The 23,317-nt window shown below is 70.7% G+C and carries 21 protein-coding genes; 4 read left to right on the forward strand and 17 right to left on the reverse strand.

Features of this window, described 5'->3' with window-relative positions:
* Positions 1-47 precede the first annotated feature (47 nt).
* On the forward strand, positions 48-2,207 hold the full coding sequence (locus tag OG917_RS05840; RefSeq protein ID WP_328316457.1) for an ATP-binding protein: 2,160 nt from the start codon (positions 48-50) through the stop codon (positions 2,205-2,207).
* Here the strand turns inward: OG917_RS05840 and rpsD are convergent.
* Positions 2,195-2,809: a 30S ribosomal protein S4 gene (gene rpsD, locus OG917_RS05845; protein ID WP_328321682.1), complete on the reverse strand. Its 615-nt coding sequence runs from the start codon at positions 2,807-2,809 to the stop codon at positions 2,195-2,197. The two genes, OG917_RS05840 and rpsD, sit on opposite strands and share 13 nt — an antisense overlap.
* A gap of 186 nt (positions 2,810-2,995) precedes the next feature.
* Here rpsD and OG917_RS05850 point away from each other — a divergent pair, with 186 nt between their 5' ends.
* Positions 2,996-3,676, forward strand: a complete 681-nt coding sequence (locus tag OG917_RS05850; protein ID WP_328316458.1) for a DUF2470 domain-containing protein — start codon at positions 2,996-2,998, stop codon at positions 3,674-3,676.
* Positions 3,677-3,784: 108 nt separating this feature from the next.
* On the opposite strand, the gene OG917_RS05855 is transcribed toward OG917_RS05850, so the two are convergent.
* The 4 genes from OG917_RS05855 to OG917_RS05870 form a co-directional block, all read right to left on the reverse strand.
* Positions 3,785-5,152: a replication-associated recombination protein A gene (locus OG917_RS05855; RefSeq protein ID WP_328316459.1), complete on the reverse strand. Its 1,368-nt coding sequence runs from the start codon at positions 5,150-5,152 to the stop codon at positions 3,785-3,787.
* 80 nt (positions 5,153-5,232) lie between these two features.
* Entirely contained in the window at positions 5,233-5,859 is a 627-nt protein-coding gene (locus tag OG917_RS05860; RefSeq protein WP_328316460.1) for a vitamin K epoxide reductase family protein, read from the reverse strand.
* 588 nt (positions 5,860-6,447) lie between these two features.
* Positions 6,448-7,710, reverse strand: coding sequence for a histidine--tRNA ligase (hisS, locus tag OG917_RS05865; RefSeq protein ID WP_328316461.1), 1,263 nt, complete (start codon positions 7,708-7,710; stop codon positions 6,448-6,450).
* A 9-nt stretch (positions 7,711-7,719) separates the two neighbouring features.
* Positions 7,720-8,406 (reverse strand): MBL fold metallo-hydrolase, encoded by a 687-nt coding sequence (locus tag OG917_RS05870; RefSeq protein WP_328316462.1) that lies wholly within the window; start codon positions 8,404-8,406, stop codon positions 7,720-7,722.
* A gap of 156 nt (positions 8,407-8,562) precedes the next feature.
* Between OG917_RS05870 and OG917_RS05875 the strand changes: the two genes are divergently transcribed.
* Positions 8,563-9,345, forward strand: a complete 783-nt coding sequence (locus tag OG917_RS05875; protein WP_328316463.1) for a peptidylprolyl isomerase — start codon at positions 8,563-8,565, stop codon at positions 9,343-9,345.
* Positions 9,346-9,515: 170 nt separating this feature from the next.
* Positions 9,516-10,745: a DUF349 domain-containing protein gene (locus OG917_RS05880; protein WP_328316464.1), complete on the forward strand. Its 1,230-nt coding sequence runs from the start codon at positions 9,516-9,518 to the stop codon at positions 10,743-10,745.
* Between the two features lie 75 nt (positions 10,746-10,820).
* Here OG917_RS05880 and OG917_RS05885 read toward each other — a convergent pair whose 3' ends face one another.
* The 12 genes from OG917_RS05885 to OG917_RS05940 all read right to left on the reverse strand — a co-directional run bounded on the left by OG917_RS05885 (position 10,821) and on the right by OG917_RS05940 (position 23,219).
* On the reverse strand, positions 10,821-13,358 hold the full coding sequence (locus OG917_RS05885; protein WP_328316465.1) for a RelA/SpoT family protein: 2,538 nt from the start codon (positions 13,356-13,358) through the stop codon (positions 10,821-10,823).
* A 186-nt stretch (positions 13,359-13,544) separates the two neighbouring features.
* Positions 13,545-14,093 carry an adenine phosphoribosyltransferase gene (locus OG917_RS05890; RefSeq protein ID WP_328316466.1) on the reverse strand — a complete coding sequence of 183 codons (549 nt, stop codon included), beginning with the start codon at positions 14,091-14,093 and terminating at the stop codon, positions 13,545-13,547.
* Positions 14,090-15,208: a protein translocase subunit SecF gene (secF, locus tag OG917_RS05895; protein ID WP_328316467.1), complete on the reverse strand. Its 1,119-nt coding sequence runs from the start codon at positions 15,206-15,208 to the stop codon at positions 14,090-14,092. The genes OG917_RS05890 and secF overlap by 4 nt, the downstream gene beginning before the upstream one ends.
* Position 15,209: 1 nt before the next feature.
* Complete coding sequence (gene secD / locus OG917_RS05900) at positions 15,210-16,943, reverse strand: protein translocase subunit SecD (protein ID WP_328316468.1); 1,734 nt, start codon at positions 16,941-16,943, stop codon at positions 15,210-15,212.
* Between the two features lie 148 nt (positions 16,944-17,091).
* Positions 17,092-17,568: a preprotein translocase subunit YajC gene (gene yajC / locus OG917_RS05905; protein ID WP_328316469.1), complete on the reverse strand. Its 477-nt coding sequence runs from the start codon at positions 17,566-17,568 to the stop codon at positions 17,092-17,094.
* 166 nt (positions 17,569-17,734) lie between these two features.
* The gene (gene ruvB, locus OG917_RS05910; protein WP_328316470.1) at positions 17,735-18,826 is read right to left on the reverse strand and encodes a Holliday junction branch migration DNA helicase RuvB; all 1,092 of its coding nucleotides are present in this window, start codon (positions 18,824-18,826) and stop codon (positions 17,735-17,737) included.
* 14 nt (positions 18,827-18,840) lie between these two features.
* Entirely contained in the window at positions 18,841-19,461 is a 621-nt protein-coding gene (gene ruvA, locus OG917_RS05915) for a Holliday junction branch migration protein RuvA (RefSeq protein WP_328316471.1), read from the reverse strand.
* Positions 19,458-19,991: a crossover junction endodeoxyribonuclease RuvC gene (ruvC, locus tag OG917_RS05920; protein WP_328316472.1), complete on the reverse strand. Its 534-nt coding sequence runs from the start codon at positions 19,989-19,991 to the stop codon at positions 19,458-19,460. The genes ruvA and ruvC overlap by 4 nt, the downstream gene beginning before the upstream one ends.
* 159 nt (positions 19,992-20,150) lie before the next feature.
* Positions 20,151-20,903: a YebC/PmpR family DNA-binding transcriptional regulator gene (locus tag OG917_RS05925; protein ID WP_328316473.1), complete on the reverse strand. Its 753-nt coding sequence runs from the start codon at positions 20,901-20,903 to the stop codon at positions 20,151-20,153.
* 62 nt (positions 20,904-20,965) lie between these two features.
* Positions 20,966-21,556, reverse strand: coding sequence for a pyridoxal 5'-phosphate synthase glutaminase subunit PdxT (pdxT, locus tag OG917_RS05930; RefSeq protein ID WP_328316474.1), 591 nt, complete (start codon positions 21,554-21,556; stop codon positions 20,966-20,968).
* Entirely contained in the window at positions 21,556-22,482 is a 927-nt protein-coding gene (gene pdxS / locus OG917_RS05935) for a pyridoxal 5'-phosphate synthase lyase subunit PdxS (protein WP_328316475.1), read from the reverse strand. The genes pdxT and pdxS overlap by 1 nt, the downstream gene beginning before the upstream one ends.
* A 188-nt stretch (positions 22,483-22,670) precedes the next feature.
* On the reverse strand, positions 22,671-23,219 hold the full coding sequence (locus OG917_RS05940; protein ID WP_164265394.1) for a hypothetical protein: 549 nt from the start codon (positions 23,217-23,219) through the stop codon (positions 22,671-22,673).
* Positions 23,220-23,317 lie beyond the last annotated feature (98 nt).

The raw sequence follows: 23,317 nt of genomic DNA on the forward strand, positions 1-23,317 counted from the left end.
GCACCGGATTGTACGCAGTGCTCCCTCCCGCGTACTCTCCGTGTCCTATGCGACGCGACTCGACCGGCCACCGGACCGTCCCCGGCAGCCTTCCGGCAGAGCTCAACCGGTTCGTGGGGCGGAGGACCGAGGCTGCCGGGCTGAAGAAGCTCATCGGCTCGTCCCGGCTGGTCACTGTGGTGGGAGCCGGCGGCGTGGGCAAGACCCGGCTGGCGACGCACGTGGCCGGCACTCTGAAGGAACGGTTCTCCGACGGAGTGTGGCTGGCCGAGCTCTCCGCTCTGCGCGATCCGGAGCTGATCGAGCACGCCCTGGTCGAGGCGCTGGGGCTGACCGACCACACGAGCAGGCCGCCGCGCGAGGTACTGGCCCGTCATCTCGCGGAGCGGGAGCTGCTGTTCGTGCTCGACGGGTTCGAGTTCCTGGTCGACGCGTGCGCCCCGCTGCTTCTCGGGCTGCTGCGCGGTGCGCCCGGGCTGCGGGTGATCGCGGTCGGCAGGCGCCCCCTGGAGATCGAGGGCGAGCTGACCCTCCCGCTGGCGCCGATGCGCGGCCAGGACGCCGTACGGCTGTTCACCGACCGCGTCTCCGCCGGCCGGCCCGGATTCCGGTTCCCCCGGGGCGACGCCGCCAAGGTCGCGGAGGTCTGCCGCAGGCTGGACGGGATCCCGCTCGCGCTGGAACTGGCGGCGGGACGGATGCGGGCGCTCTCGGTCGATCAGCTGCTGACCAGGCTCGACGACCGGTTCCGGCTGCTGACCGGGGGCGGCAGAGGCGTACTGCCCCGCCACCGGACCCTGCGCACGGCGATCGGGTGGAGCCATGAACTGTGCACCCCCGGACAGCGGTTGCTCTGGGCGCGGCTCTCCGTCTTCCCCGGGCAGTTCGACCTGGAGGCGGCCGAGTACATCTGCGGCGGCGCCGGCCTGGCGTCCGACGACATCCTGGACGTGCTGCACGAACTGCTCGCGCAGTCCGTGCTCGTACGGGAGGACACCGCGGCAGGCGTCCGCTACCGGATGCTGGACACGATCAGGGAGTACGGCGCGCAGTGGCTCACCGCGACCGGTGACACCGAGCGGCTCGGCCGGCGTCACCGCGACTGGTTCGTGGGGCTCGCGACCTGGTGCGAACTGGACTGGTTCAGCGCCCGGCAGACCGGGATCGCAGCCCGCGTGGACAGTGAACTGGCCAATCTGCGGGGGGCACTCGAATTCTCCCTCGACCACCCGGGGGACGCGCATCTGGCGCAGTACCTGGCGGGCACACTCTGGTTCTACTGGGCGGGGTGCGGGCGTCTCGCCGAGGGCCGGCACTGGCTCGACCATGTGCTGGAGGCGGAGGGCGGTCGCGAGGGGGCACGGCTCAAGTCGCTCTGGGTACTGGGGTACGTGGCGGTCCTCCAGGGCGACCCGGTGGCCGCGGTGGCCGCTCTCCAGGAGTGCCGCGAGGCGGCCCAGCAGACCGGCGACACGGTGGCGGCCGCGTACGCGCTGCACAGGACCGGCTGCCTGGCGCTGGTCACCGACGACATGCCGCGCGCGGAGGAACTGCTGCGCGAGGCGATCGGGCAGTACCGGGAGAGCGGCGAGCTCAACAGCAACGTCCTGATGGGCCAGGTCGAGCTGGCGATGGCGGTGTGCTTCCGGGGCCGGCTCGCCGAGGCGGCAGCCATGTGCCAGGACGTCGTGGCGGTCTGCGAGGACCACGGCGAACGCTGGGCGCGGGCCTACGCGCTGTATGTGCTGGCCTTCGAGGCCTGGTCGGGCGGCAGGCCCGTGGACGCCCGTGGGCTGCTGACCGAATCCCTCACCACCTGCCACGCCTTCCACGACCAGCTGGGCACGGTGCTCGCCCTGGAGCTGATGGCGCTGCTCACGCTGGAGGAGGGGGAGGCGGCGGAAGCCGCGCTGCTGCAGGGGGCCGCGGCGCAGCTCTGGACGTCGGTGGGGCTGCCGCTCTTCGGCTCCGCCTACTACAACGCGCCACACCTGCGCTGCGCGGAAGGGGCCCGCGGCGCGCTGGGCGCCGGGGTCTACGAGAGTCTGCTGGAGCGCGGCGCGCGGCTGGACCGGAACGCCGCGGTGGCCCGGGCGCTGCGCGGTCCCGCCCCACGCGAAGACCCGCCGTCCCCTGCTCCGCACGGAGCGGGGGGACGACGGGCCGAAGCGGTGAAGCGCGAGGTACGTCCGGATCAGCGGGCGTAGTACTCGACGACCAGCTGCTCGTCGCAGATGACCGGGATTTCCTTGCGGTTCGGGTCGCGGTCCAGGCGGAATGCCAGAGCCTTCAGGTTCACCTGGAGGTAGCGCGGGGTCTCACCGTCGGTGTCGTAGCCACCCTCGCGGGCCACCTGGAAGGGGACCTTGTCGCGGCTGCGGTCACGGACCGACACGACGTCGTCGGGACGGACACGGAACGACGGCTTGTCGACCTTGCCACCGTTGACCTGGATGTGACCGTGGACGACCATCTGGCGGGCCTGGTAGATGGTCCGGGCGATGCCCGAACGCAGGACCAGCGCGTCGAGGCGGCGCTCCAGCTCGACGACCAGGGCCTCGCCCGTCTTGCCTTCGGCCTTCTTGGCGCGGTCGTAGGCGCGGGCCATCTGGCGCTCGCTGATGTCGTACTGGGCGCGCAGACGCTGCTTCTCGAGCAGACGGACCTTGTAGTCCGAGTTCTGCTTGCGGCCACGGCCGTGCTCGCCCGGCGGGTACGGACGGGCCTCGAAGTACTTGACAGCCTTCGGCGTCAGCGCGATACCGAGCGCGCGTGACTTCTTGACCTTGGGACGCGACTGGTTAGGCACGTTCTCCAAACCTCCATGGTTGGGTTAGGTTAGGCTCACCTTACTCAAGGAGATCGCATGTCTCGTCCGGGGAACACCAGTCACATCACGGACAGCACAAAGAAGGCCGACGCTCAGGGCGTCGACACGACGGAGGTCCGATCAGATCGTGGTCAGCCGCGTCCCAGCGGACTTGAAACCGCCCGGATGCCGTCAGCAGCCGAGCGCACACGAACTCTCGTACAGAGTACCTGCTCCGCGGTACTGCTGGTGACCGGGGTCGAAGCGGCCCTCGGTGACCAGCTCGTACCGCTCGCCCGCAGCACCGGTCCCGACGGGGAGCTGTACCTGCTCTATCCCGCCGCGTCCCCGGCCGTCCGGGCCGCGACCCACGCTCAGGACGACGAGCTGGCGGCCGTGCTGGAGATCACGGATGTCGCCCCGGTCTCCGTACCCCACCGGATCCGGGGCCGGGCCTGGGTCTCCGGCTGGCTCACCGCCGTACCCGGCATGGCGGCGCCGGGCCGCATGATGCTGCGGCTGGAGGTCGGGGAGGTGTACGTGGACGACCTCTGGGGACACGGGAGCGCCGAGGCGGAGGAGTTCGCCGGAGCCGTCGCCGATCCACTGGTCGCCCATGAGGCCGAGCTGCTCCAGCATCTGCACTCCGCCCACGGCGCCCAGGTGCACGGGCTGTCCGGGCTGCTGGGCGACCGGATCCCGGACGGGACGGCTGTGGTGCCCCTGGCGCTCGACCGGTTCGGCCTGCGGGTGCGGTTCACCGGTGCGCGGTGCTTCGACGCGCGCTTCGACTTCCCCGAGCCGGTGAGCGATGTGACCGGGCTGCGCCGCGCCATGCACACGCTCTTCGACGCGACGGGCGGGTGAGGCCGCGGTCCGCGGGCGCGGCCGGGCCGGCGGTGGTGGTGCCCGGGCGGCGGGCGGCGGCATGTGCGTGAACCGCCGGCAGCCGGGGCACGGACGGGCGCCCGGAGGTCACTGACGTCCGTCCGCGCCCTCGCCCGACAGCCGCTCCCGTACCTTCTCGACCACGTCCGCGTAGCGCGCCTCGGCTCCGTACCTGGTGGGCTCGTAGTAGCGCTTCCCCTGCACGGAGTCCGGGGCGTACTGCTGGGCGGCGATGGCGCCCGGGACATCGTGCGGATAGACGTAGCCCTGGGCGTGGCCGAGCTTGGCCGCGCCCTTGTAGTGCCCGTCCCGCAGGTGGGCCGGGACCGGCCCGACCAGTCCCGCGCGCACGTCGGCGCGCGCGGCGGAGATCGCGATCGTGGCGGCATTCGACTTGGGGGCGAGCGCCAGCGCGATCGTGGCGTGGCTGAGGGTGAGCGCGGCCTCGGGGAAACCGATCAGCGCGACCGCCTGCGCGGCGGCGACCGCGGTCGGCAGCGCGGTGGGGTCGGCCAGACCGATGTCCTCGCTGGCGGAGATCATCAGCCGTCTGGCGATGAACCTCGGGTCCTCCCCCGCCTCGATCATCCGGGCCAGATAGTGCAGAGCGGCGTCCACATCGGACCCACGGATCGACTTGATCAGGGCGCTCGCCACGTCGTAGTGCTGGTCGCCGTCCCTGTCGTACGCCACGGCGGCGCGGTCGACCGTCTCCTCCAGCGTCTCCAGCGTGATCTCCGGCTCGGACTTGGCCATGGCCGCACCGGCCGCCGCTTCGAGGGCGGTGAGGGCACGGCGGGCGTCGCCACCGGCGATCCGCAGCAGATGCGCCTCCGCCTCGGGGGCCAGGGTGACGGCGCCTCCGAGACCGCGGTCCTCGGTGAGCGCCCGGTGCAGCAGGGACCGCAGGTCGTCGTCGGTGAGCGATTCCAGCGTGAGCAGCAGGGACCGGGAGAGCAGCGGGGAGATGATCGAGAAGTACGGATTCTCGGTGGTCGCTGCGACCAGCGTGACCCAGCGGTTCTCCACGGCGGGGAGCAGTGAGTCCTGCTGGGCCTTGCTGAAGCGGTGGATCTCGTCCAGGAAGAGGACGGTCTCCTTGCCGTATCCCCCCGAGGCCCTGCGCGCACCGTCGATGACGGCGCGCACTTCCTTGACGCCGGCCGTGATGGCGGAGAGCTCGACGAACCGCTTCCGGGTCGCCTGGCTCACGACGTAGGCGAGGGTCGTCTTGCCGATGCCCGGCGGCCCCCAGAGCAGCACGGACGACGGTCCTGCCGGACCTCCCCCGGACTCGCCGACCAGCCGGCGCAGTGGCGAGCCCTGCTTCAGCAGATGCTGCTGGCCGACCACTTCGTCGAGGGTGCGCGGGCGCATCCGGACGGCCAGGGGGCTGCTGGACGGGTCCTTCTCCTGGCGCTCTTCGGCCGCGGCGGTGAACAGATCGGGTTCCACGTGCAAAACCCTATGTCACCCCACTGACAACGCCGCGGGGCCGGCGGGAGCGGGCGGCGCGGGCCGCCGGACCGGCAGGGTCAGTGCGCCCCGGTCCAGAAGTCCCACCAGCGGGTGAGGATCAGCATGCCGATGACGCCGATGTGCACGACGGGCAGCACCCAGGTGAACTCGCCGAAGAAGCTCCGCAGCCAGCCCGGGGCGGCCAGCAGGCCGTGCCGGATGTTGTGCGAGGTGACGTACCAGAAGAGGGTGATCGTGCCCACCCAGGCGAGGCAGCACCAGAGGCAGAGGGAGTTGATGTTGTAGAGCGACTGGTACTGGAGCCAGGTGACGAAGCCGACACCGAACAGGCAGCCGGCGTTGAAGGTCAGCCAGTACCAGCGGCCGTAGCGCCCGCCGGCGAGCAGGCTCATCCCGACGCCGATCACGACCGCGTAGGTGGCCAGGCCGAGCATCGGATTGGGGAAGCCGAAGACCGAGGCCTGCGCGCTCTTCATCACGTTGCCGCAGGACACCACCGGGTTGAGGCTGCAGCCGGGGGTGAAGTTCGGGTTCTTCAGGAGCTTGAACTCGTCGAGGGTGATGACCCATGCCGCGAGTAGCCCGGCGGCGCCGGTGATCACCAGAAGCCAGCCGAAGGCACGGCTCGCGCCGGTCTTCCCGTCCTGCTGCGCGGACACGTCGTCAACCACTGTCGTCGTCATCATGCCGATCCATCGCTCCTGTGGCCTGTGGGCAGGCTCATTGTGCCGCACCGGACGGGGTCCGCACCGTTCGATGGAGATAAGGAGAGGGACACCTCCCGGCGGGCGGCCCGCCCGCCGGGAGCCCTCCGGGGTACGGCGGGCACGGCCGGGGCGGCCCCTCGGCGCCGGGAAAACCGCCGTCGGCACTCCGCTGGACCCGCTGCGACCTGGGCATTCGTTCAGAAGCGGGTACCGGGGCCCGTAGCTGCGGCAGGGCTGGCAGGACGGGCGCGGCAGGAGGGCGCGCGGAGTCCCGCCCCTGCTCACGGCCGCAGTCCGGCCGGTCCCGGCGCCGTGAACCGTACCCGGCGGTCATCTGTCGCAATTGTCCGGCGGGCGAACCCGCGGACGCCATGTTGACGGTTCCGGTGTTCCGGCCACGCGCCACCCCGGCCTGCGGTGCGGCGGAGGAGCCGCCCGGCCCTCTCGCAGTTGCGGCCCGGACGGAGGCTCTCCGTCCGGGCCGCAGAAGCGTGCCCGGTGCGATCGGTGCCTGATCCGGCGGGTGCCGGATGCGGCGGGTGCCGGATGCGGCGGGTGCCGGTCTCAGCCGAGCCGCTTGCGGACCTCGTCCACGAGAGCGCCGACCGGTACCGCGCTCTGCTCACCGGACTCCATGTCCTTCAGCTGGACGACGCCCTCGGCAAGATCCCGCTCGCCCGCGACGACGGTGAAGCGGGCGCCGCTGCGGTTGGCGCTCTTCATCGCGCCCTTGAGGCCGCGCCCGCCGAACGCGAAGTCGGTCGCGACGCCCTCCCTGCGCAACTCGGTGACCAGGCCGAACAGCACCCGCCGGGCCTCCTCGCCGAGCGGCACGGCGAACACGCTCGTGGTGGCGGGCAGTTCGAGCGCGACGCCCTCCGCCTCCAGCGCGAGCACCGTACGGTCCACCCCGAGCGCCCAGCCCACCGAGGGGAGCGCGGGCCCGCCGATCATCTCGGAGAGGCCGTCGTAACGGCCGCCGCCGCCCACCGCGGACTGCGAGCCGAGTCCGTCGTGGACGAACTCGAAGGTGGTCCGGGTGTAGTAGTCGAGGCCGCGGACCAGCTTCACGTCGTCCTCGAACGCGACGCCCGCGGCGGTCAGCAGCGCGCGGACCTCCTCGTGGTACGCCTTGCACGCCTCGCACAGGTAGTCCCGCAGCATCGGCGCACCGGCCAGCTGCTTCTGTACGTCGGCCCGCTTGTCGTCGAGCACCCGCAGCGGGTTGATCTCGGCCCGCCGCCGGGTCTCCTCGTCCAGGTCGAGTCCGCGCAGGAAGGCCTGGAGCGCGTCGCGGTAGACCGGCCGGCACTCCCGGTCCCCCAGCGAGTTGAGCAGGATCCGGAACTGCCGCAGTCCGAGCGCGCGGTAGGCCTGGTCGGCGAGGATGATCATCTCGGCGTCGAGTGCGGGGTCCTCGGTACCGATCGCCTCCGCGCCCACCTGTGAGAAGTGGCGGTAGCGGCCCTTCTGCGGCCGCTCGTAGCGGTAGTACGAGCCGGAGTACCAGAGCTTGACGGGCAGGTTCCCGGCCTTGTGGAGGTTCGCCTCCAGCGCGGCACGCAGCACGGAAGCGGTGCCCTCGGGCCGCAGGGCGAGCCTGTCGCCACCGCGGGTCTCGAAGACGTACATCTCCTTGGAGACGATGTCGGTGGATTCACCGACGCCTCGCGAGAAGAGCTCGACGTTCTCGAAGCCCGGGGTCTCGATGTACTCGTAGCCGGAGTTCCGCAGCGGGGCGGCGAGCGCCGCGCGCACCGCGAGGAACGTCGCGGAGGAGGGCGGCAGCAGGTCGTACGTGCCCTTGGGGGCCTGGAAAGTACTCACGGAAAATCGTCACATTCCTCGTCGGGGAGCGGCCAGGCCCCGCAGGTACGGGTTGGTGGCGCGCTCGCGGCCGATGGTCGTCTGCTCGTTGTGACCGGGCAGGACCACGGTCGAGTCGTCGAGCGGCAGGCACACACGGGCCAGCGAATCGAGCATCTCGGTGTGGTCGCCGCCGGGCATGTCGGTGCGGCCGATGGAGCCGGCGAAGAGCAGGTCGCCCGAGAAGAGGACCTGCGGAATGTCCGCCGCCTCGGGCATCCTGAACGTCACCGACCCCTTGGTATGGCCGGGGGCATGCGAAACGGCGAAATCGAGACCGGCGAGGGTCAGCTCGCTCCCGTCCGCCAGCTCCTTGACGTCGTCCGGTTCCCCGACGGTCAGTTCGCCCATCAGCGGCATACCGATGGAACGCCCGATCCCCTTCTCCGGATCGCTCATCATGAAGCGGTCGGCGGGGTGGATCCACGCCGGGACGTCGTGTGCTCCGCACACCGGGACGACCGATGCCACATGGTCGATATGGCCATGGGTGAGAACGACCGCCACGGGCTTGAGCCGATGCTTCCTGAGTGCGTCCTCGACTCCCTGGGCGGCCTGGTGGCCCGGGTCGATGATCACGCACTCCTCACCTGCGGCGGGGGCGACCAGATAACAGTTGGTCCCCCAGGCCCCGGCGGGGAACCCGGCAATGAGCACGATCGTCCTTAAATGTCGGTCCAGCGGGAGAATGCAGCAGATCAGAGCCTACCGGCGCCGCTCATCCCACAGCGAACCCATATACGGTACGGCCTAGCCCGGACAGGTAGACGACACGCGCACATCACGCACACATACGGACGAGGGAGAACACCGGTGGTCAACAGCGATCAGCGGCGGCGGCAGCTCGCCAGGGAAAAGTTCGAGCGGCAGCAGGAACGCCGCATCACGGCCCGGCGCAACGCCCGCCGCCGCAACGCGGTGATCGCGTCGGCGGTCGCCGTGGTGGTCGTGGCGGGCGGTATCGCCTGGGGCGCCGGAGCATTCAAGGGGGACGACGGCAAGTCCGGTGCGGCCAAGGCCCCGGCCCCCTCGCCCTCGGCGAGCAGCACCGCTCCCCCCGAGCCCGCGATGAAGATCGACAAGAAGGCGAAGTACACCTTCGCGCTCACGACGAACCAGGGCGCGGTCTCCCTCGTCATGGACGCCGCGAAGACCCCGCACACCGCGAACTCCTTCAAGTCGCTCGCGGACAAGGGCTTCTTCGACAAGACCAAGTGCCACCGCCTCACCACGAGCGGCATCTATGTGCTCCAGTGCGGCGATCCCAAGGGCAACGGCTCCGGCGGCCCGGGCTACACCATCCCGGACGAGAACCTGACCGCGCTCGGCAAGGCGGGCAGCGACGGCACGGTGACCTATCCGGCCGGCACGGTCGCGATGGCCAACACCGGCCAGCCGCACACCGGCGGCAGCCAGTTCTTCCTCGTCTACAAGGACAGCAAACTTCCTCCCACCTACACCCCGTTCGGGACCATGGACGCGGCGGGGCTCAAGACGGTGAAGGCGGTGGCCAAGGCCGGGGTGACCGGCGGCAGCCAGGACGGGGCCCCCAAGAAGGCCGTCACCATCTCGAAGGCCACCGTCACCAAGGACTGAGCGGACCCCGGCGGGGTTATGGCGATATTCGGATGGGCCGGATGCGGACAGCCGCCCCGCCATTCGCCTATGTTGGCGGTGTGCGGGGCGCAAGCAGCCCTGCCGAAGAAACTGTGGACGATGTCCGGGGGCCCACAAGTCTCCGCAGGCATCATGTGGATGGAGGCGCTGTGAGCAGCGACCCGTGGGGCCGTGTCGACGAGACCGGCACCGTATACGTGCGTACGACCGACGGCGAGAAGGTCGTCGGTTCTTGGCAGGCAGGCTCTCCCGAGGAGGCTCTGGCCTACTTCGAGCGCAAGTACGAGGGCCTGGTCGTCGAGATCGGCCTCCTCGAACGCCGGGTGAAGACCACCGACCTGCCGGCCAAGGACGCCCAGACCGCCATCGACCACCTGCGCGGGCAGGTCGATGAGCACCACGCCGTCGGCGATCTGGATGCTCTGCGGGTCCGGCTGGACGGGCTGGTCTCGACGGTCGACGCGCGCCGTGAGGAGCGCAAGGTCCAGAAGGCCAAGCAGACCGACGAGGCGAAGCACGCCAAGGAAGCCCTGGTCGTGGAGGCCGAGGAGCTCGCGCAGAGCGACCAGTGGCGGTCCGCGGGTGAGCGCCTGCGGGCGCTGGTGGACACCTGGAAGGGCCTCCCCCGGCTCGACCGGAAGTCCGACGACGAGCTGTGGCACCGCTTCTCGCACGCCAGGTCGGCGTTCTCCAAGCGGCGCAAGGCGCACTTCGCGTCGCTGGACGCCCAGCGCGAGGAGGCCCGCAGGGCCAAGGAGAAGCTGGTCGCCGAGGCCGAGAAGCTCTCCGGTTCGACCGACTGGGCCGCGACGGCGGCCCGTTACCGCGATCTGATGACCGAGTGGAAGGCCGCGGGCCGCGCCCAGCGCGAGTCCGAGGACGACCTGTGGAACCGTTTCCGCGGCGCCCAGGACGTCTTCTTCGCGGCCCGCGGCGAGGTCTTCGCCGAGCGGGACGCCGAGCAGGTCGAGAACCTCAAGCTGAAGGAGGAGCTCACGGTCGAGGCCGAGAAGCTGCTCCCGGTGCGGGATCTCAAGTCGGCCAGGGCCGCGTTCCGGGCGCTGAACGAGCGCTGGGAGGCGATCGGCCACGTACCGCGTGACGCCCGGCCGAAGGTCGAGGGCCGGATGCACACGGTGGAGCGGGCACTCCAGGAGGCCGAGGAGAGCGAGTGGCGGCGCACCAACCCGGAGGCACGTGCGCGTGCCGCGGGTCTGACGGGCCAGCTGCAGGACGCCGTCGACAAGCTGCGCAAGCAGATCGACACGGCGCGTACGGCGGGCAACAACGCCAGGGCCGACAAGCTCGCCCGTGAGCTGGAAGGCCGGCAGGCGCTGCTCGACCAGGCGCTGAAGGGTCTGGAGGAGTTCGGCGGCTGAGAATTTCACCGCAGCCGGACAGGGAGGAGCCCCCCGCTCATGAGCGGGGGGCTCCTCCCTGTCCGGTTCCGGCTGTCAGGGCCTGCGGGCCGATGTCACCCGGTAGACGTCATAGACACCCTCCACGCCACGTACCGCCTTCAGGACATGGCCGAGGTGCTTCGGGTCGCCCATCTCGAAGGTGAAGCGGGAGGTGGCCACCCGGTCGCGGGAGGTCTGCACCGCCGCCGACAGGATGTTGACGTGCTGGTCGGAGAGGATGCGTGTGACGTCCGAGAGCAGCCGGGAGCGGTCCAGCGCCTCCACCTGGATGGCGACCAGGAAGACCGACGACTGGGTGGGGGCCCACTCGACTTCCAGGATCCGTTCGGGCTGCTGGGAGAGCGAGTCGACATTGACGCAGTCCGCGCGGTGCACGGAGACGCCGCTCCCCCGGGTGACGAACCCGATGATCGGGTCACCGGGTACGGGCGTGCAGCACCGGGCGAGCTTCACCCAGACGTCGTCGACGCCCTTGACGACCACACCGGGGTCGGCGTTGGCGCGGCGCTTGCTGCGGCCGTGCGACGGCGGTGTGCTCTCGGCGATGTCCTCGTTGGCGGCCTCCTCGCCGCCGAGCGCCTGCACCAGCTTCTGTACGACGCCCTGGGCGGCGACATGGCCCTCGCCGATCGCCGCGTACAGCGAGGAGATGTCCGGGTAGCGCATCTCGTGCGCCAGCGTGACCAGCGAGTCTCCGGTGAGGATGCGCTGGATCGGCAGGTTCTGCTTGCGCATGGCCCGCGCGATGGCGTCCTTGCCCTGCTCGATCGCCTCGTCGCGGCGCTCCTTGGAGAACCAGGCGCGGATCTTGTTGCGCGCCCGGGGCGACTTGACGAAGCCCAGCCAGTCCCTGGACGGTCCGGCGCCGGTGGCCTTGGAGGTGAACACCTCGACCAGATCGCCGTTGTCGAGGGTGGATTCGAGCGGTACGAGCCGCCCGTTGACCCGTGCCCCTATCGTCCGGTGGCCGACCTCCGTGTGCACGGCGTACGCGAAGTCGACGGGGGTCGCACCGGCCGGCAGGGCGATGACGTCGCCCTTCGGCGTGAAGACGAAGACCTCGTTGCGCGACAGGTCGAAACGCAGCGACTCCAGGAACTCGCTGGGGTCCTCGGTCTCCTTCTGCCAGTCGAGCAGCTGCCGCAGCCACGCCATGTCGTTGACGGTGTCCTGACGGGAGCCCTTCCCCGGGCTCTTCGGCGCGTCGGTGCGCACCTTGGAGGCCCCGGCCACCGCCTCCTGCTTGTACTTCCAGTGGGCGGCGATGCCGTACTCGGCGCGGCGGTGCATGTCGAACGTGCGGATCTGGAGCTCGACGGGCTTGCCGCTGGGGCCGATCACCGTGGTGTGCAGCGACTGGTACATGTTGAACTTGGGCATCGCGATGTAGTCCTTGAACCGTCCCGGAACCGGGTTCCACCGGGCGTGGACGGTGCCGAGCGCCGCATAGCAGTCGCGGACGGTGTCGACAAGGATGCGGATGCCCACCAGGTCGTAGATCTCGGCGAAGTCGCGGCCGCGCACGATCATCTTCTGGTAGACGCTGTAGTAGTGCTTGGGACGCCCGGTGACGGTGGCCTTGATCCGGGCGGCGCGCAGGTCGGACTGGACCTCGTCCGTCACTATGGCGAGGTACTCGTCACGCTTGGGCGCCCGCTCGGCGACCAGCCGCACGATCTCGTCGTACATCTTGGGGTAGAGGATCGCGAAGGCGAGGTCCTCCAGCTCCCACTTGATGGTGTTCATGCCCAGGCGGTGGGCGAGCGGGGCGTAGATCTCCAGGGTCTCGCGGGCCTTCTTCTCCTGCTTCTCCCGCTTGAGGTACCGCATGGTGCGCATGTTGTGCAGCCGGTCGGCGAGCTTGATGACCAGGACGCGCGGGTCCTTGGCCATGGCGACGACCATCTTGCGCACCGTCTCGGCCTGCGCGGCCTCACCGAACTTGACCTTGTCGAGCTTGGTGACGCCGTCGACGAGGAGTGCGACCTGGTCGCCGAAGTCGCGGCGCAGGGTGTCCAGGCCGTACTCGGTGTCCTCGACGGTGTCGTGCAGCAGCCCCGCCATCAGGGTGGCCGGGTCCATGCCGAGCTCGGCCAGGATCGTGGTGACGGCGAGGGGGTGCGTGATGTAAGGGTCGCCGCTCTTGCGCTTCTGCCCGCGGTGCCAGCGCTCGGCCACCTGGTAGGCGCGTTCGATCTGCCGCAGGGTCGCGGACTCGATCTTCGGGTCGTTGCCGCGCACGGCCCGCAGCAGCGGTTCGAGCACCGGGTTGTACGGCGAGGAGCGCTGCACACCGAGCCGGGCGAGGCGGGCCCTGACCCGGTTGGACGAGCCGCCGGAGCGCGCTGCGGGGCTCTGCGGCGCCGGACGGGCGGTAGCGCCCTGCGCCGGGTCGGGCGCGGGCGCCTGTGCGGCGGGCTTCGGCGTCGAGAGCGGCGCGGCGCCGCCGGGGCGGACCACGGGAGCCGAGGGCTTCGGCTGCCCGGCGGGCGGCTTCTCGGGCGTCACTGGGGCCGCCGCGGCCTTCTTCTCGGGCTGTGCGGCGGCTGTGGGCCGGTCCTCGTCTGGCAAGGGCACTCCTCTGGGGGTCCCCCCGGACGGAGCCTGGGGGGAGGGTCCGGGTCCCCGTGTCAGGTCCGGAAGCCCATGGTAACGACCCCCGGCGATCCGCTCGCCCCGGGCCGGTGCCGGCACCGTACGCGAGAGGCGGGCCGCCCGGATCGACCGGGGGCCCGCCTCAGCGTTCGGACGTACGGGTCAGACGGTGATCAGGGCGTCGAGCGGGGCGCCGTGCAGCGCCCGCTCCAGCCGGGCACGTCCGTCGAGGAAGCCGAGCTCCATCAGCACGGCCACTCCGACGACCTGGGCCCCGGCCCGCCGGATCAGCTCCAGCGAGGCCTCGGCCGTGCCGCCGGTGGCGAGCACGTCATCGATGACCAGCACGCGGTCGTCGGCACGGAGGTCCTCCGCGTGCACCTCGATCTCCGCGCTGCCGTACTCCAGGTCGTACGTCTGGGAGAGCGTCGCACCCGGCAGCTTCCCGGCCTTGCGGACCGGGATGAAGCCGAGGCCGGCGCGGACGGCGACCGGTGCGGCCAGGATGAAGCCGCGCGCCTCCAGACCGACGATCTTCGTGGCGCCGTGCCGCAGGCAGAGCTCCGCGAGGGCGTCGGTCAGGGCCGTGAAGGCCTCCGGGTCGGCGAGCAGCGGGGTGATGTCCTTGAACATCACTCCAGGCCGGGGGTAGTCCGGCACATCCCTGATCCTGCTGAGCAGCAGGTCCTGGGTGCTCTGTGTGCTGGTCATCGGCGCTTCCCCGGGGTGCGCCCGCGACCGCGGGGGGCAGGCGGACGGCGGACGGAGCCTGCTCCGGCCGCGGCCGGGGCGCCGGGCCCCTCGTCCTGTCCCGGGTAGGTGCCGTCGCCCTGCTCGGCGGACTCGCCCTTCGCCGCGTCGGCGCGCCGCTTGGCGAGCACCCGCTTCTTGAGCGCCTTCATCGCGGGGTCGCGTTCCTTGAGGTCGGCGACGAGCGGGGTGGCGATGAAGATCGAGGAGTACGCGCCGGCCGCGAGACCGACGAACAGCGCGAGCGAGATGTCGTTGAGCATGCCGGCGCCCAGGAAGCCACCGCCGATGAAGAGCAGACCGGCCACCGGGAGCAGCGCGACGACCGTGGTGTTGATGGAACGCACCAGGGTGCCGTTGAGGCTGCGGTTGGCGATCTCGCTGTAGGTGAAGCGGGTCTGCTTCTTGAGGTCCTTCGACGACTCCTTGAGACCGTCGAAGACGACGACGGTGTCGTACAGGGAGTAACCGAGGATCGTCAGCAGACCGATCACGGTGCCCTGGGTGACCTCGAAGCCGACGAGGGCGTACACACCGACGGTGATGGTGAGGTCGTGGATCAGGGCGACCAGGGCGGCGAGGGCCATCCGCCACTCGAAGGCGATGGCCAGATAGATCACCACCAGCACCATGAAGATCGCCAGGCCCTCCCAGGCCTTGGTGGCGATCGTCTCACCCCAGCTGGGGCCGACGACGTCGGCGGCGATCTTGTCGAGCGGGAGGTTCAGTTCCTTGGCGAGCGAACCGTGGATCTTGTCGGCCGTTCCGGTGTCGATCCCGGAGACCTGGATCCGCATGCCGCCGTTGCCGAGCTTCTGGACGGTCGCGTCGTGACCCGAGAGCTTCTCCGCCGCGTCCTGGGCATGTGTCACCGAGACGCTGCTGCTCTGCGTGGTGGTGAAGACGGCGCCGCCCTGGAACTCGATGCCCAGGTTCAGACCGCGCACCGCCAGGCCGACGATGGCCGTGATGGTGATCAGGATGGAGATGCCGTACCAGATCTTGCGCTTGGCCACGAAGTCGTAGCCGACCTCGCCGCGGTACAGCCGGGCGCCCATGCTGCCGAGTCGCGACATCTCACGCCTCCTTCGGGTCGGTGGGGACGGAGGAGGCGGCGGTGGCACCGCGCGAGCGGCGGAGCGGGGGTTTGGCGCCGAGCCGCTTCGGGTCGAGTCCGGACCACGGGTGGCCGCTGGAGAAGAACTTCCTGCGCGCGAGCAGCGTCATGACCGGCTTGGTGAAGAGGAAGACCACCGCGACGTCGAGCAGTGTCGTCAGACCCAGCGTGAACGCGAAGCCCTGCACCTTGCCGACCGTCACGATGTACAGCACGGCGGCGGCGAGGAAGGAGACGAAGTCCGAGACCAGGATGGTGCGCCGGGCGCGGGGCCAGGCCCGCTCGACGGCGGGACGCAGCGTACGGCCCTCACGGATCTCGTCGCGGATCCGTTCGAAGTACACGATGAACGAGTCCGCGGTGATACCGATCGCAACGATCGCACCACACACCGCGGGCAGGTTGAGTGCGAAGCCGATGCCCTTGCCGAGCAGCGCCATCAGTGTGTACGTGAGGATCGCGGAGACCAGGAGGCTGAGGATCGCGATGAGGGAGAGACCGCGGTAGTAGGCCACCAGGTAGACGATGACCAGCGCGAGGCCGATCGCGCCCGCGATGAGGCCAGCCTGGAGCTGCTCGCCGCCGAGTGCCGCCGTCACCGTGGTGACCGTCTCCTCCTTGAAGGAGAGCGGGAGCGCACCGTAGGACAGCACGTTGGCGAGGTCCTCGGCCGACTGCTGGGTGAAGCTGCCGGAGATCTGGGCGCTGCCGCTGAGCGTCTGGCTCACGCTGGGGGCCGAGACCACGGAACCGTCCAGCGCGATGGCGAACTGGTTCTGCGGCTGCTGCTGCTTCGAGAGCTTGCCGGTGATCGCCTGGAACTTCTTCGAGCCCTTGCCCGTGAAGTCCATCTGGACGATCCACTGGCCCTGCTGCTGGTCGATGACGGCCTTGGCGCCCGAGACGTCGGTGCCGTCCACGGCCGCGGCGTCCAGGATGTACTTCGCGTCACCGGTGTCGCTGCATGCCACGGTCGGGTCGCTGGGCTTGACGTTGTCGCCGCCGGCCTTGGCACGGCCGGCCTTGGTGGAGCAGTCGAGCGCGGCGAACTTCTTCTGCAGCTTGGCCGCTGCCGCGGTCTCGGCGGGCGACGGGGTGGCGCTGGACTGGGGAGCCGACGGGGAGGGCGTGGGGCCGGCCTTCAGCGCGTCGGTGACCGCGCGGCCCTGCGGGGAGCCGGAGGGCGAACCGGTGGACTTCGGCGAGGTGGACGACGTCCCCTTGGCCTTCGACGAGGCGCTCGGGGAGGGCGTGGTGGAGGGCTTGCCGGCCGGGGTCGGCTTCCCGGCGGCGACCGTCACCACAGGGCGGAAGTACAGCTGGGCGGTGGTACCGACCTGCTGCCTCGCCTGCTTCTCGTTCGTCCCCTTGGGGATGTTGACGATGATGTGGTCTTTACCCTGCGTCTGGACCTCGGCCTCGGAGACGCCGAGCCCGTTGACACGGCGCTCGATGATGCTGACCGCGGTGTCCATGTTCTTCTGGTTGATCGCGTTGGGCTTGCCCGGCTGGGGCTTGGCCTGGAGCGTGATGCTCGTACCGCCCGCGAGGTCGATGCCGAGACGCGGCGTGACCTGCTTCGCCCAGAACATCCCGCCGACGAGCGCAACCATGGCGATCAGGATCAGGGCCAGGGACCGCCCGGGCTTGCCCTGGGCTCCCGTCTGCCTTCGGCCCTTGTTCGGTGCTGCCACCTTGTCGATTCTCCCTGTCCTACCGCCCGCGCCGGGTATGCGCTGTGACGGCCACGAAGTGATGGGGGACCTGCTCCGCTGTAGCAGTGCACGGTCTCGGGGACCGCAGGCGCCGCCCGAGGGCGGCGCCTGCGGTCCCCGGATGTGCTTACTTCGCTTCGCCCTCGCCGTCGATCTTCTTCTCGCCCTTTTCGGCCTTGTCCTCGGACGTGGCCGTGGCCTGGTCGGCATCGGTGGCGTCGTCGGCGGCCGCGCCGGCGTCCGGGGTCTCGTGCTTGCCGAGGTCGACCTTGGGGTCGTCGATCTCGGTCAGCGACGAGGCGTCGTCGGGAACGACAGCGGTGTCACCGTGGACGATGCGGTTGTACTCCGCGTCGTCCAGGACCGCGCCGATCGCGTTCTTGCCGTAGACGGCGTGCACGCCGGGCGCGATCTCCAGGAGCACCGAGTCCTCGTTGATCTCCTTGACGGTGGCGTACATGCCCCCGATCGTCCGGACGCCGGTGCCGGGCTGCATCTCATTGCGCATCGATGCGGCCGCCTGCTGCTTGCGCTTGGCGGACCGGGTCATCAGGAACATGGCCCCGATGAGCACGATGAAGGGGAGGAGGGTCACGAGACTCACGGGAGGGAACTTCCTTCGCACGACCGCGCTGGATCGCGGCCTGATCTTCGGGGGCGGGGCATGCCGCTCTGGAAGGGCGGCACCGGCGGAGTCTAAGCGAGTCCGCATCAATGGAACAACGCCCAGCATGGCACCGGGGTTCCGCTGTGGTCACCCCCGCGCCTTCTCACGCCCCGAACAGACCCGCTTGTCCCTTTCCAGCGGCGCCTCCCGCACCACCCTGGGGGGGTACGAGCCCCAGGTGCGCCCAGGCGGCCGGGGTGGCGACCCGGCCACGCGGGGTACGGGCCAGCAGCCCCTCGCGGACCAGGAACGGCTCGGCGACCTCCTCGACCGTCTCCCGCTCCTCGCCGACGGCGACGGCGAGAGTGGAGAGTCCCACGGGCCCGCCGCCGAACAGCTTGAGCAGGGCCTGGAGCACCGCACGGTCCAGCCGGTCGAGCCCGCGGGCGTCGACCTCGTACACCGCGAGAGCCTTGCGGGCCACCTCTCTCGTGATCACCCCGTCGGCCTCGACCTGGGCGTAGTCGCGGACGCGGCGCAGCAGCCGGTTGGCGATGCGGGGGGTGCCGCGGGAGCGCCCGGCGATCTCCGCGGCGCCGTCCTCGCCGATCTCGACGTCCAGCAGCCGGGCCGAGCGGTGGATGACGCGCTCCAGCTCGGACGGCTCGTAGAACTCCATGTGCCCGGTGAAACCGAAGCGGTCCCGCAGGGGCGGGGGCAGCAGGCCCGCGCGGGTGGTGGCGCCGACCAGGGTGAAGGGCGGCAGCTCCAGCGGGATGGCGGTGGCGCCCGGCCCCTTGCCGACGATGACGTCGACCCGGAAGTCCTCCATCGCCATGTAGAGCATCTCCTCGGCGGGCCTGGACATCCGGTGGATCTCGTCGAGGAAGAGGACTTCGCCCTCCTGGAGGGACGAGAGGATCGCGGCCAGATCGCCTGCGTGCTGGATGGCGGGGCCCGACGTGATCCGGATGGGGGCGCCCATCTCGGCCGCGATGATCATCGACAGAGTGGTCTTGCCCAGGCCGGGGGCGCCGGAGAGCAGCACGTGATCGGCGGTGGCGCCGCGCTGCCTGGCAGCCCGCAGGACCAGGTCGAGCTGGAGCCTGACCTTCTCCTGGCCCACGAACTCGTCCAGGTCCTTGGGGCGCAGTGCGGCTTCGACCGCCTGGTCCTCGCCGTCGGCGACGGCTCCCACCAGGCGCTCTTCGGTGTCGGGGGCGGTGTCGTCCCACTCGTTCTGAGGAGGCAGCATGGCGGGTCTCTCGATCAGCGGGCGCGGTTGAGGGTCTGCAGGGCGGCCTTGAGGAGGGCGCCGACATCGGGCTGGGCGGCGGCCTCGGCCTGCGGGGCGACAGCGGCGACGGCCTCCTCCGCGTCCCGCGGCGCGTAACCGAGCCCGACCAGCGCGGAGTGCAGCTGCTCGCTCCACGGCGCGGGCCCCGAGGCGGTGCGCTGCGCGGCGAGGCGCGCGCCGCCGGTGCCGAGCGGGGCGCCGAGCCGGTCCTTGAGTTCGAGGAGGAGCTTCTGGGCGCCCTTCTTGCCGATGCCGGGTACGGCGGTGAGCGACTTCTCGTCACCGGTGGAGACCGCGAGCCGCAGGGCGTCCGGGGAGTGCACGGCGAGCATGGCCTGGGCGAGCCTGGGTCCGACGCCGCTCGCGGTCTGGAGGAGCTCGAAGGTCTGGCGTTCGTCGTCGTCGGCGAAGCCGTAGAGCGTGAGGGAGTCCTCCCGCACGACGAGCGAGGTGGCGAGTCTGGCTTCCTGGCCGATACGGAGCGCGGACAGCGTGTCGGGGGTGCACTGGACCGACATGCCGATCCCGCCGACCTCGATGACGGCGGTGGTGGGGGCCAGGGCGGCCACCGGTCCGGAGACGAAGGCGATCATGCGGTACGGCCTTTCAGCGTGCGGTGGGCGGCGACGGCCTGCTGGAGCCTGTTCTGGGCGGGGGCCCGCCAGATGTGGCAGATGGCGAGTGCCAGCGCGTCTGCGGCGTCGGCCGGCTTCGGCGGTGCGTCCAGCCGCAGCAGCCGGGTCACCATCGCTCCGACCTGGGCCTTGTCCGCTCTGCCGCTGCCGGAGACCGCGGCCTTGACCTCGCTGGGCGTGTGCAGCGCGACGGGGATGCCGCGGCGGGAGGCGCAGAGCATCGCGACCGCGCTGGCCTGTGCGGTGCCCATCACCGTACTGACGTTGTGCTGGCTGAACACCCGCTCCACGGCGACGACTTCGGGCCGGTGCTCGTCCAGCCACGCCTCGATGCCGCGCTCGATGGCGACCAGCCGGAGCCCCAGCTCCGCGTCGGCCGGCGTGCGGACCACCCCGACGCCGAGCATGGCCAGCGGGCGGCCCGCCACGCCCTCGACGACGCCGACGCCACAGCGGGTCAGCCCCGGGTCCACGCCGAGTACCCGCACGGTGCCCCCTCCCTCGCACCCGGTGCACCCGGGCCCGTTCGACCATGTGTTCCTGCGTTGTCGCAGGCTATCGGGTACCACCGACAACGCGGACGGGCCGGCGGGGGTGTGTCCCCTCCGGCCCGTCCGTACCCGCGTACGCGTGGCGCTGAGCGCCCGTCAGTCGTCGATCTTCTCCATGACCTCGTCCGAGACGTCGAAGTTGGCGAAGACGTTCTGCACGTCGTCGCTGTCCTCCAGCGCGTCGATCAGCTTGAAGATCTTGCGCGCGCCCTCTTCGTCCAGCTCGACCTGCATGGTCGGCATGAAGTTGGCCTCGGCCGAGTCGTAGTCGATGCCGGCGCCCTGGAGCGCGGTGCGGACGGCGACCATGTCGGTGGCCTCGGAGAGCACCTCGAAGGACTCGCCCAGGTCGTTGACCTCCTCGGCGCCCGCGTCGAGCACCGCTCCCAGGACGTCGTCCTCGGTGAGCCCGGCCTTGGGCACCACCACGACGCCCTTGCGGTTGAACAGGTACGACACGGAGCCCGGGTCGGCCATGTTGCCGCCGTTGCGGGTCATCGCGACGCGCACGTCGGATGCGGCCCGGTTGCGGTTGTCGGTGAGGCACTCGATGAGCACCGCGACACCGTTCGGCCCGTAGCCCTCGTACATGATCGTCTCGTAGTCGGCGCCACCGGCTTCGAGACCGGCTCCGCGCTTGACCGCGGAGTCGATGTTCTTGTTCGGCACCGAGCTCTTCTTGGCCTTCTGGATGGCGTCGAAGAGGGTCGGGTTGCCGGACACGTCGGCGCCGCCCGTGCGGGCAGCGACCTCGATGTTCTTGATCATCTTCGCGAAGAGCTTGCCGCGCTTGGCGTCAACCACGGCCTTCTTGTGCTTCGTCGTAGCCCATTTAGAGTGGCCGGACATCTGCCTGTCTCCTTCGCGTAACCATTTCCTGGACGAACGCCAGAGATCCTACCGGGCTGCGGTCACCCGGCGTCGCGCACCATGTCCGCGAAGTACCGGTGCACCCGGTGGTCCCCGGTCAGCTCCGGGTGGAAGGACGTCGCCAGGACATTGCCCTGGCGCACGGCGACGATGTGACCGCCGTGCTCCGCGAGGATCTGGACCCCGGCGCCCACCGACTCGACCCAGGGGGCCCGGATGAAGACGCCCTCGACGGGGCCGCCGGGGATCCCGGGGATGTCGACGGCCGCCTCGAAGGACTCGTTCTGGCGTCCGAAGGCGTTGCGCCGGACGATCATCTCGACGCCGCCGAAGGTCTCCTGGCCCGACCGGGGGTCGAGGATCTTGTCGGCGAGCATGATCATCCCGGCACACGTCCCGTACACCGGAAGCCCGGACCTGATGCGCTCACGCAGCGGGTCCGCCATGCCGAACAGCGTGGCCAGCTTGGACATGGTGGTGGACTCGCCGCCCGGGAGCACGAGTCCGTCGACCGTGTCGAGCTCCTCGGGGCGCCGGACGGGAGCACCCTGGACGCCCGCCGCGGCCAGCGCGGACAGGTGCTCCCGTACATCGCCCTGAAGAGCGAGGACACCGATGACGGGAGTGCCCATCACCAGCCCCGGTTCGCGTAACGCTCGGCCTCGGGGAGGGTGTCGCAGTTGATCCCGACCATGGCCTCGCCCAGGTTGCGGGAGGCATCGGCGATGACCTTCGGGTCGTCGAAGAAGGTCGTGGCCCTGACGATGGCCGCGGCGCGCTTGGCCGGGTCGCCGGACTTGAAGATGCCGGAGCCGACGAAGACGCCCTCGGCGCCGAGCTGACGCATCAGCGCCGCGTCGGCGGGGGTGGCGACACCGCCTGCCGAGAAGAGCACGACGGGCAGCCTGCCGAGCCCGGCGACCTCCTTGACCAGCTCGTACGGGGCGCGCAGATCCTTGGCCGCCGCGTACAGCTCGTTGTTGTCGAAGCCGCGCAGGCGGGCGATCTCGTTCTTGATCTGGCGCAGGTGGCGGACCGCCTCGACGACGTTGCCGGTCCCGGCCTCGCCCTTGGAACGGATCATGGCCGCGCCCTCGGCGATGCGGCGCAGGGCCTCGCCCAGGTTGGTCGCGCCGCAGACGAACGGCGTCGTGAAGGCGAACTTGTCGCTGTGGTTGACCTCGTCGGCCGGGGTCAGCACCTCGGACTCGTCGATGTAGTCGACGCCGAGCGACTGCAGCACCTGGGCCTCGACGAAGTGGCCGATGCGCGACTTGGCCATGACCGGGATGGAGACGGCCGCGATGATCTCTTCGATCATGTTCGGGTCGGACATCCGGGCCACGCCGCCGTCCTTGCGGATGTCGGCGGGGACCCGCTCCAGCGCCATGACGGCGACCGCGCCGGCGTCCTCGGCGATCTTCGCCTGCGCGGCGTCGACCACATCCATGATCACGCCGCCCTTGAGCTGCTCGGCCATGCCCCGCTTGACGCGCGCGGTGCCGGTGGCCGGGGTCTCGGCGGCGGGGGAAGTGGTGGAGTGCGTACTGCTGGACACGGGCTACCTCGCTCGGGGAAGAGGGTTCTTGCCCGACCGACATAACCCCGGCCGACCAGTCCACCGCAAGGGCCAATGAACAGCCGGTGGATCGTTCTGCCCCGGGCCGGACCGCCCGGCATGATCCAAATGCGCGGGGTGTCCGCAGGCCGCGCCCTCCGTCCGCAGGCCGGGCGGCACCCTGCGGGCTAGGTACCCGGCCGGTCGGCGAGCGCCACGGGCGGCTCGTCGTCCATCTCGAACGCCAGCGGGAACGGCGCGTGCCCCGCCAGCCGGAACCAGCGGACCTTGCGGTGCGTGCGCAGGGCGCGGGCGGCCCGTACCGCGTCGTTGTGGAAGCGCCGGGCCATCGGTACCCGCCGTACGGCCGCCGCCAGCTCGTCGGCCGCCTCCTCACCGCCGGGCGCCGACCGTACGGCCCCTACCTGCGCCGTCTCGCCGAACACCGCCCGCAGCGCCTGGCTGAGCTCGCTCTCGGCCACCTCGCGGTGCTCCTCCTCGGACTGCCGCGCCGCGTGGGCCGCCTCGTAGAGCACGATCGAGGCCGCAGGGTCCAGGACGCCGGACGTGGCCAGCTCCTGGGCGACCGACGCGCGGCGCAGCAGCTGGGCGTCGAGGGCGGCGCGGGCGGCGTCGATCCGGGCGTGCAGCCGGTCGAGCCTCCCCGCGGTCCAGCTCAGGTACAGACCGACCGCGACGAACGCGAGGACGATCCAGATGATCAGGGATACGGTCACGGGCCGAAAGGCTACCGGGCCGCCAGGCCCGGACGTCCGCTCCGGCCGGTGCGTGGCCCGCGGCGCAGGACCGCCCCCGGACCGGACGGCCCGTCAGG

The organism is Streptomyces sp. NBC_00388 (assembly GCF_036061255.1).
GTDB lineage: Bacteria > Actinomycetota > Actinomycetes > Streptomycetales > Streptomycetaceae > Streptomyces.

Coding starts and splice junctions, on each gene's coding strand:
- OG917_RS05860 (WP_328316460.1), bottom strand. CDS start 5,859: ATGACGACGACAGTGGTTGACGACGTGTCCGCGCAGCAGGACGGGAAG.
- OG917_RS05850 (WP_328316458.1), top strand. CDS start 2,996: ATGCCGTCAGCAGCCGAGCGCACACGAACTCTCGTACAGAGTACCTGC.
- OG917_RS05840 (WP_328316457.1), top strand. CDS start 48: ATGCGACGCGACTCGACCGGCCACCGGACCGTCCCCGGCAGCCTTCCG.
- OG917_RS05890 (WP_328316466.1), bottom strand. CDS start 14,093: ATGACCAGCACACAGAGCACCCAGGACCTGCTGCTCAGCAGGATCAGG.
- OG917_RS05925 (WP_328316473.1), bottom strand. CDS start 20,903: ATGTCCGGCCACTCTAAATGGGCTACGACGAAGCACAAGAAGGCCGTG.
- ruvA (WP_328316471.1), bottom strand. CDS start 19,461: ATGATCGCCTTCGTCTCCGGACCGGTGGCCGCCCTGGCCCCCACCACC.
- ruvB (WP_328316470.1), bottom strand. CDS start 18,826: ATGCTGCCTCCTCAGAACGAGTGGGACGACACCGCCCCCGACACCGAA.
- pdxT (WP_328316474.1), bottom strand. CDS start 21,556: ATGGGCACTCCCGTCATCGGTGTCCTCGCTCTTCAGGGCGATGTACGG.
- secF (WP_328316467.1), bottom strand. CDS start 15,208: ATGTCGCGACTCGGCAGCATGGGCGCCCGGCTGTACCGCGGCGAGGTC.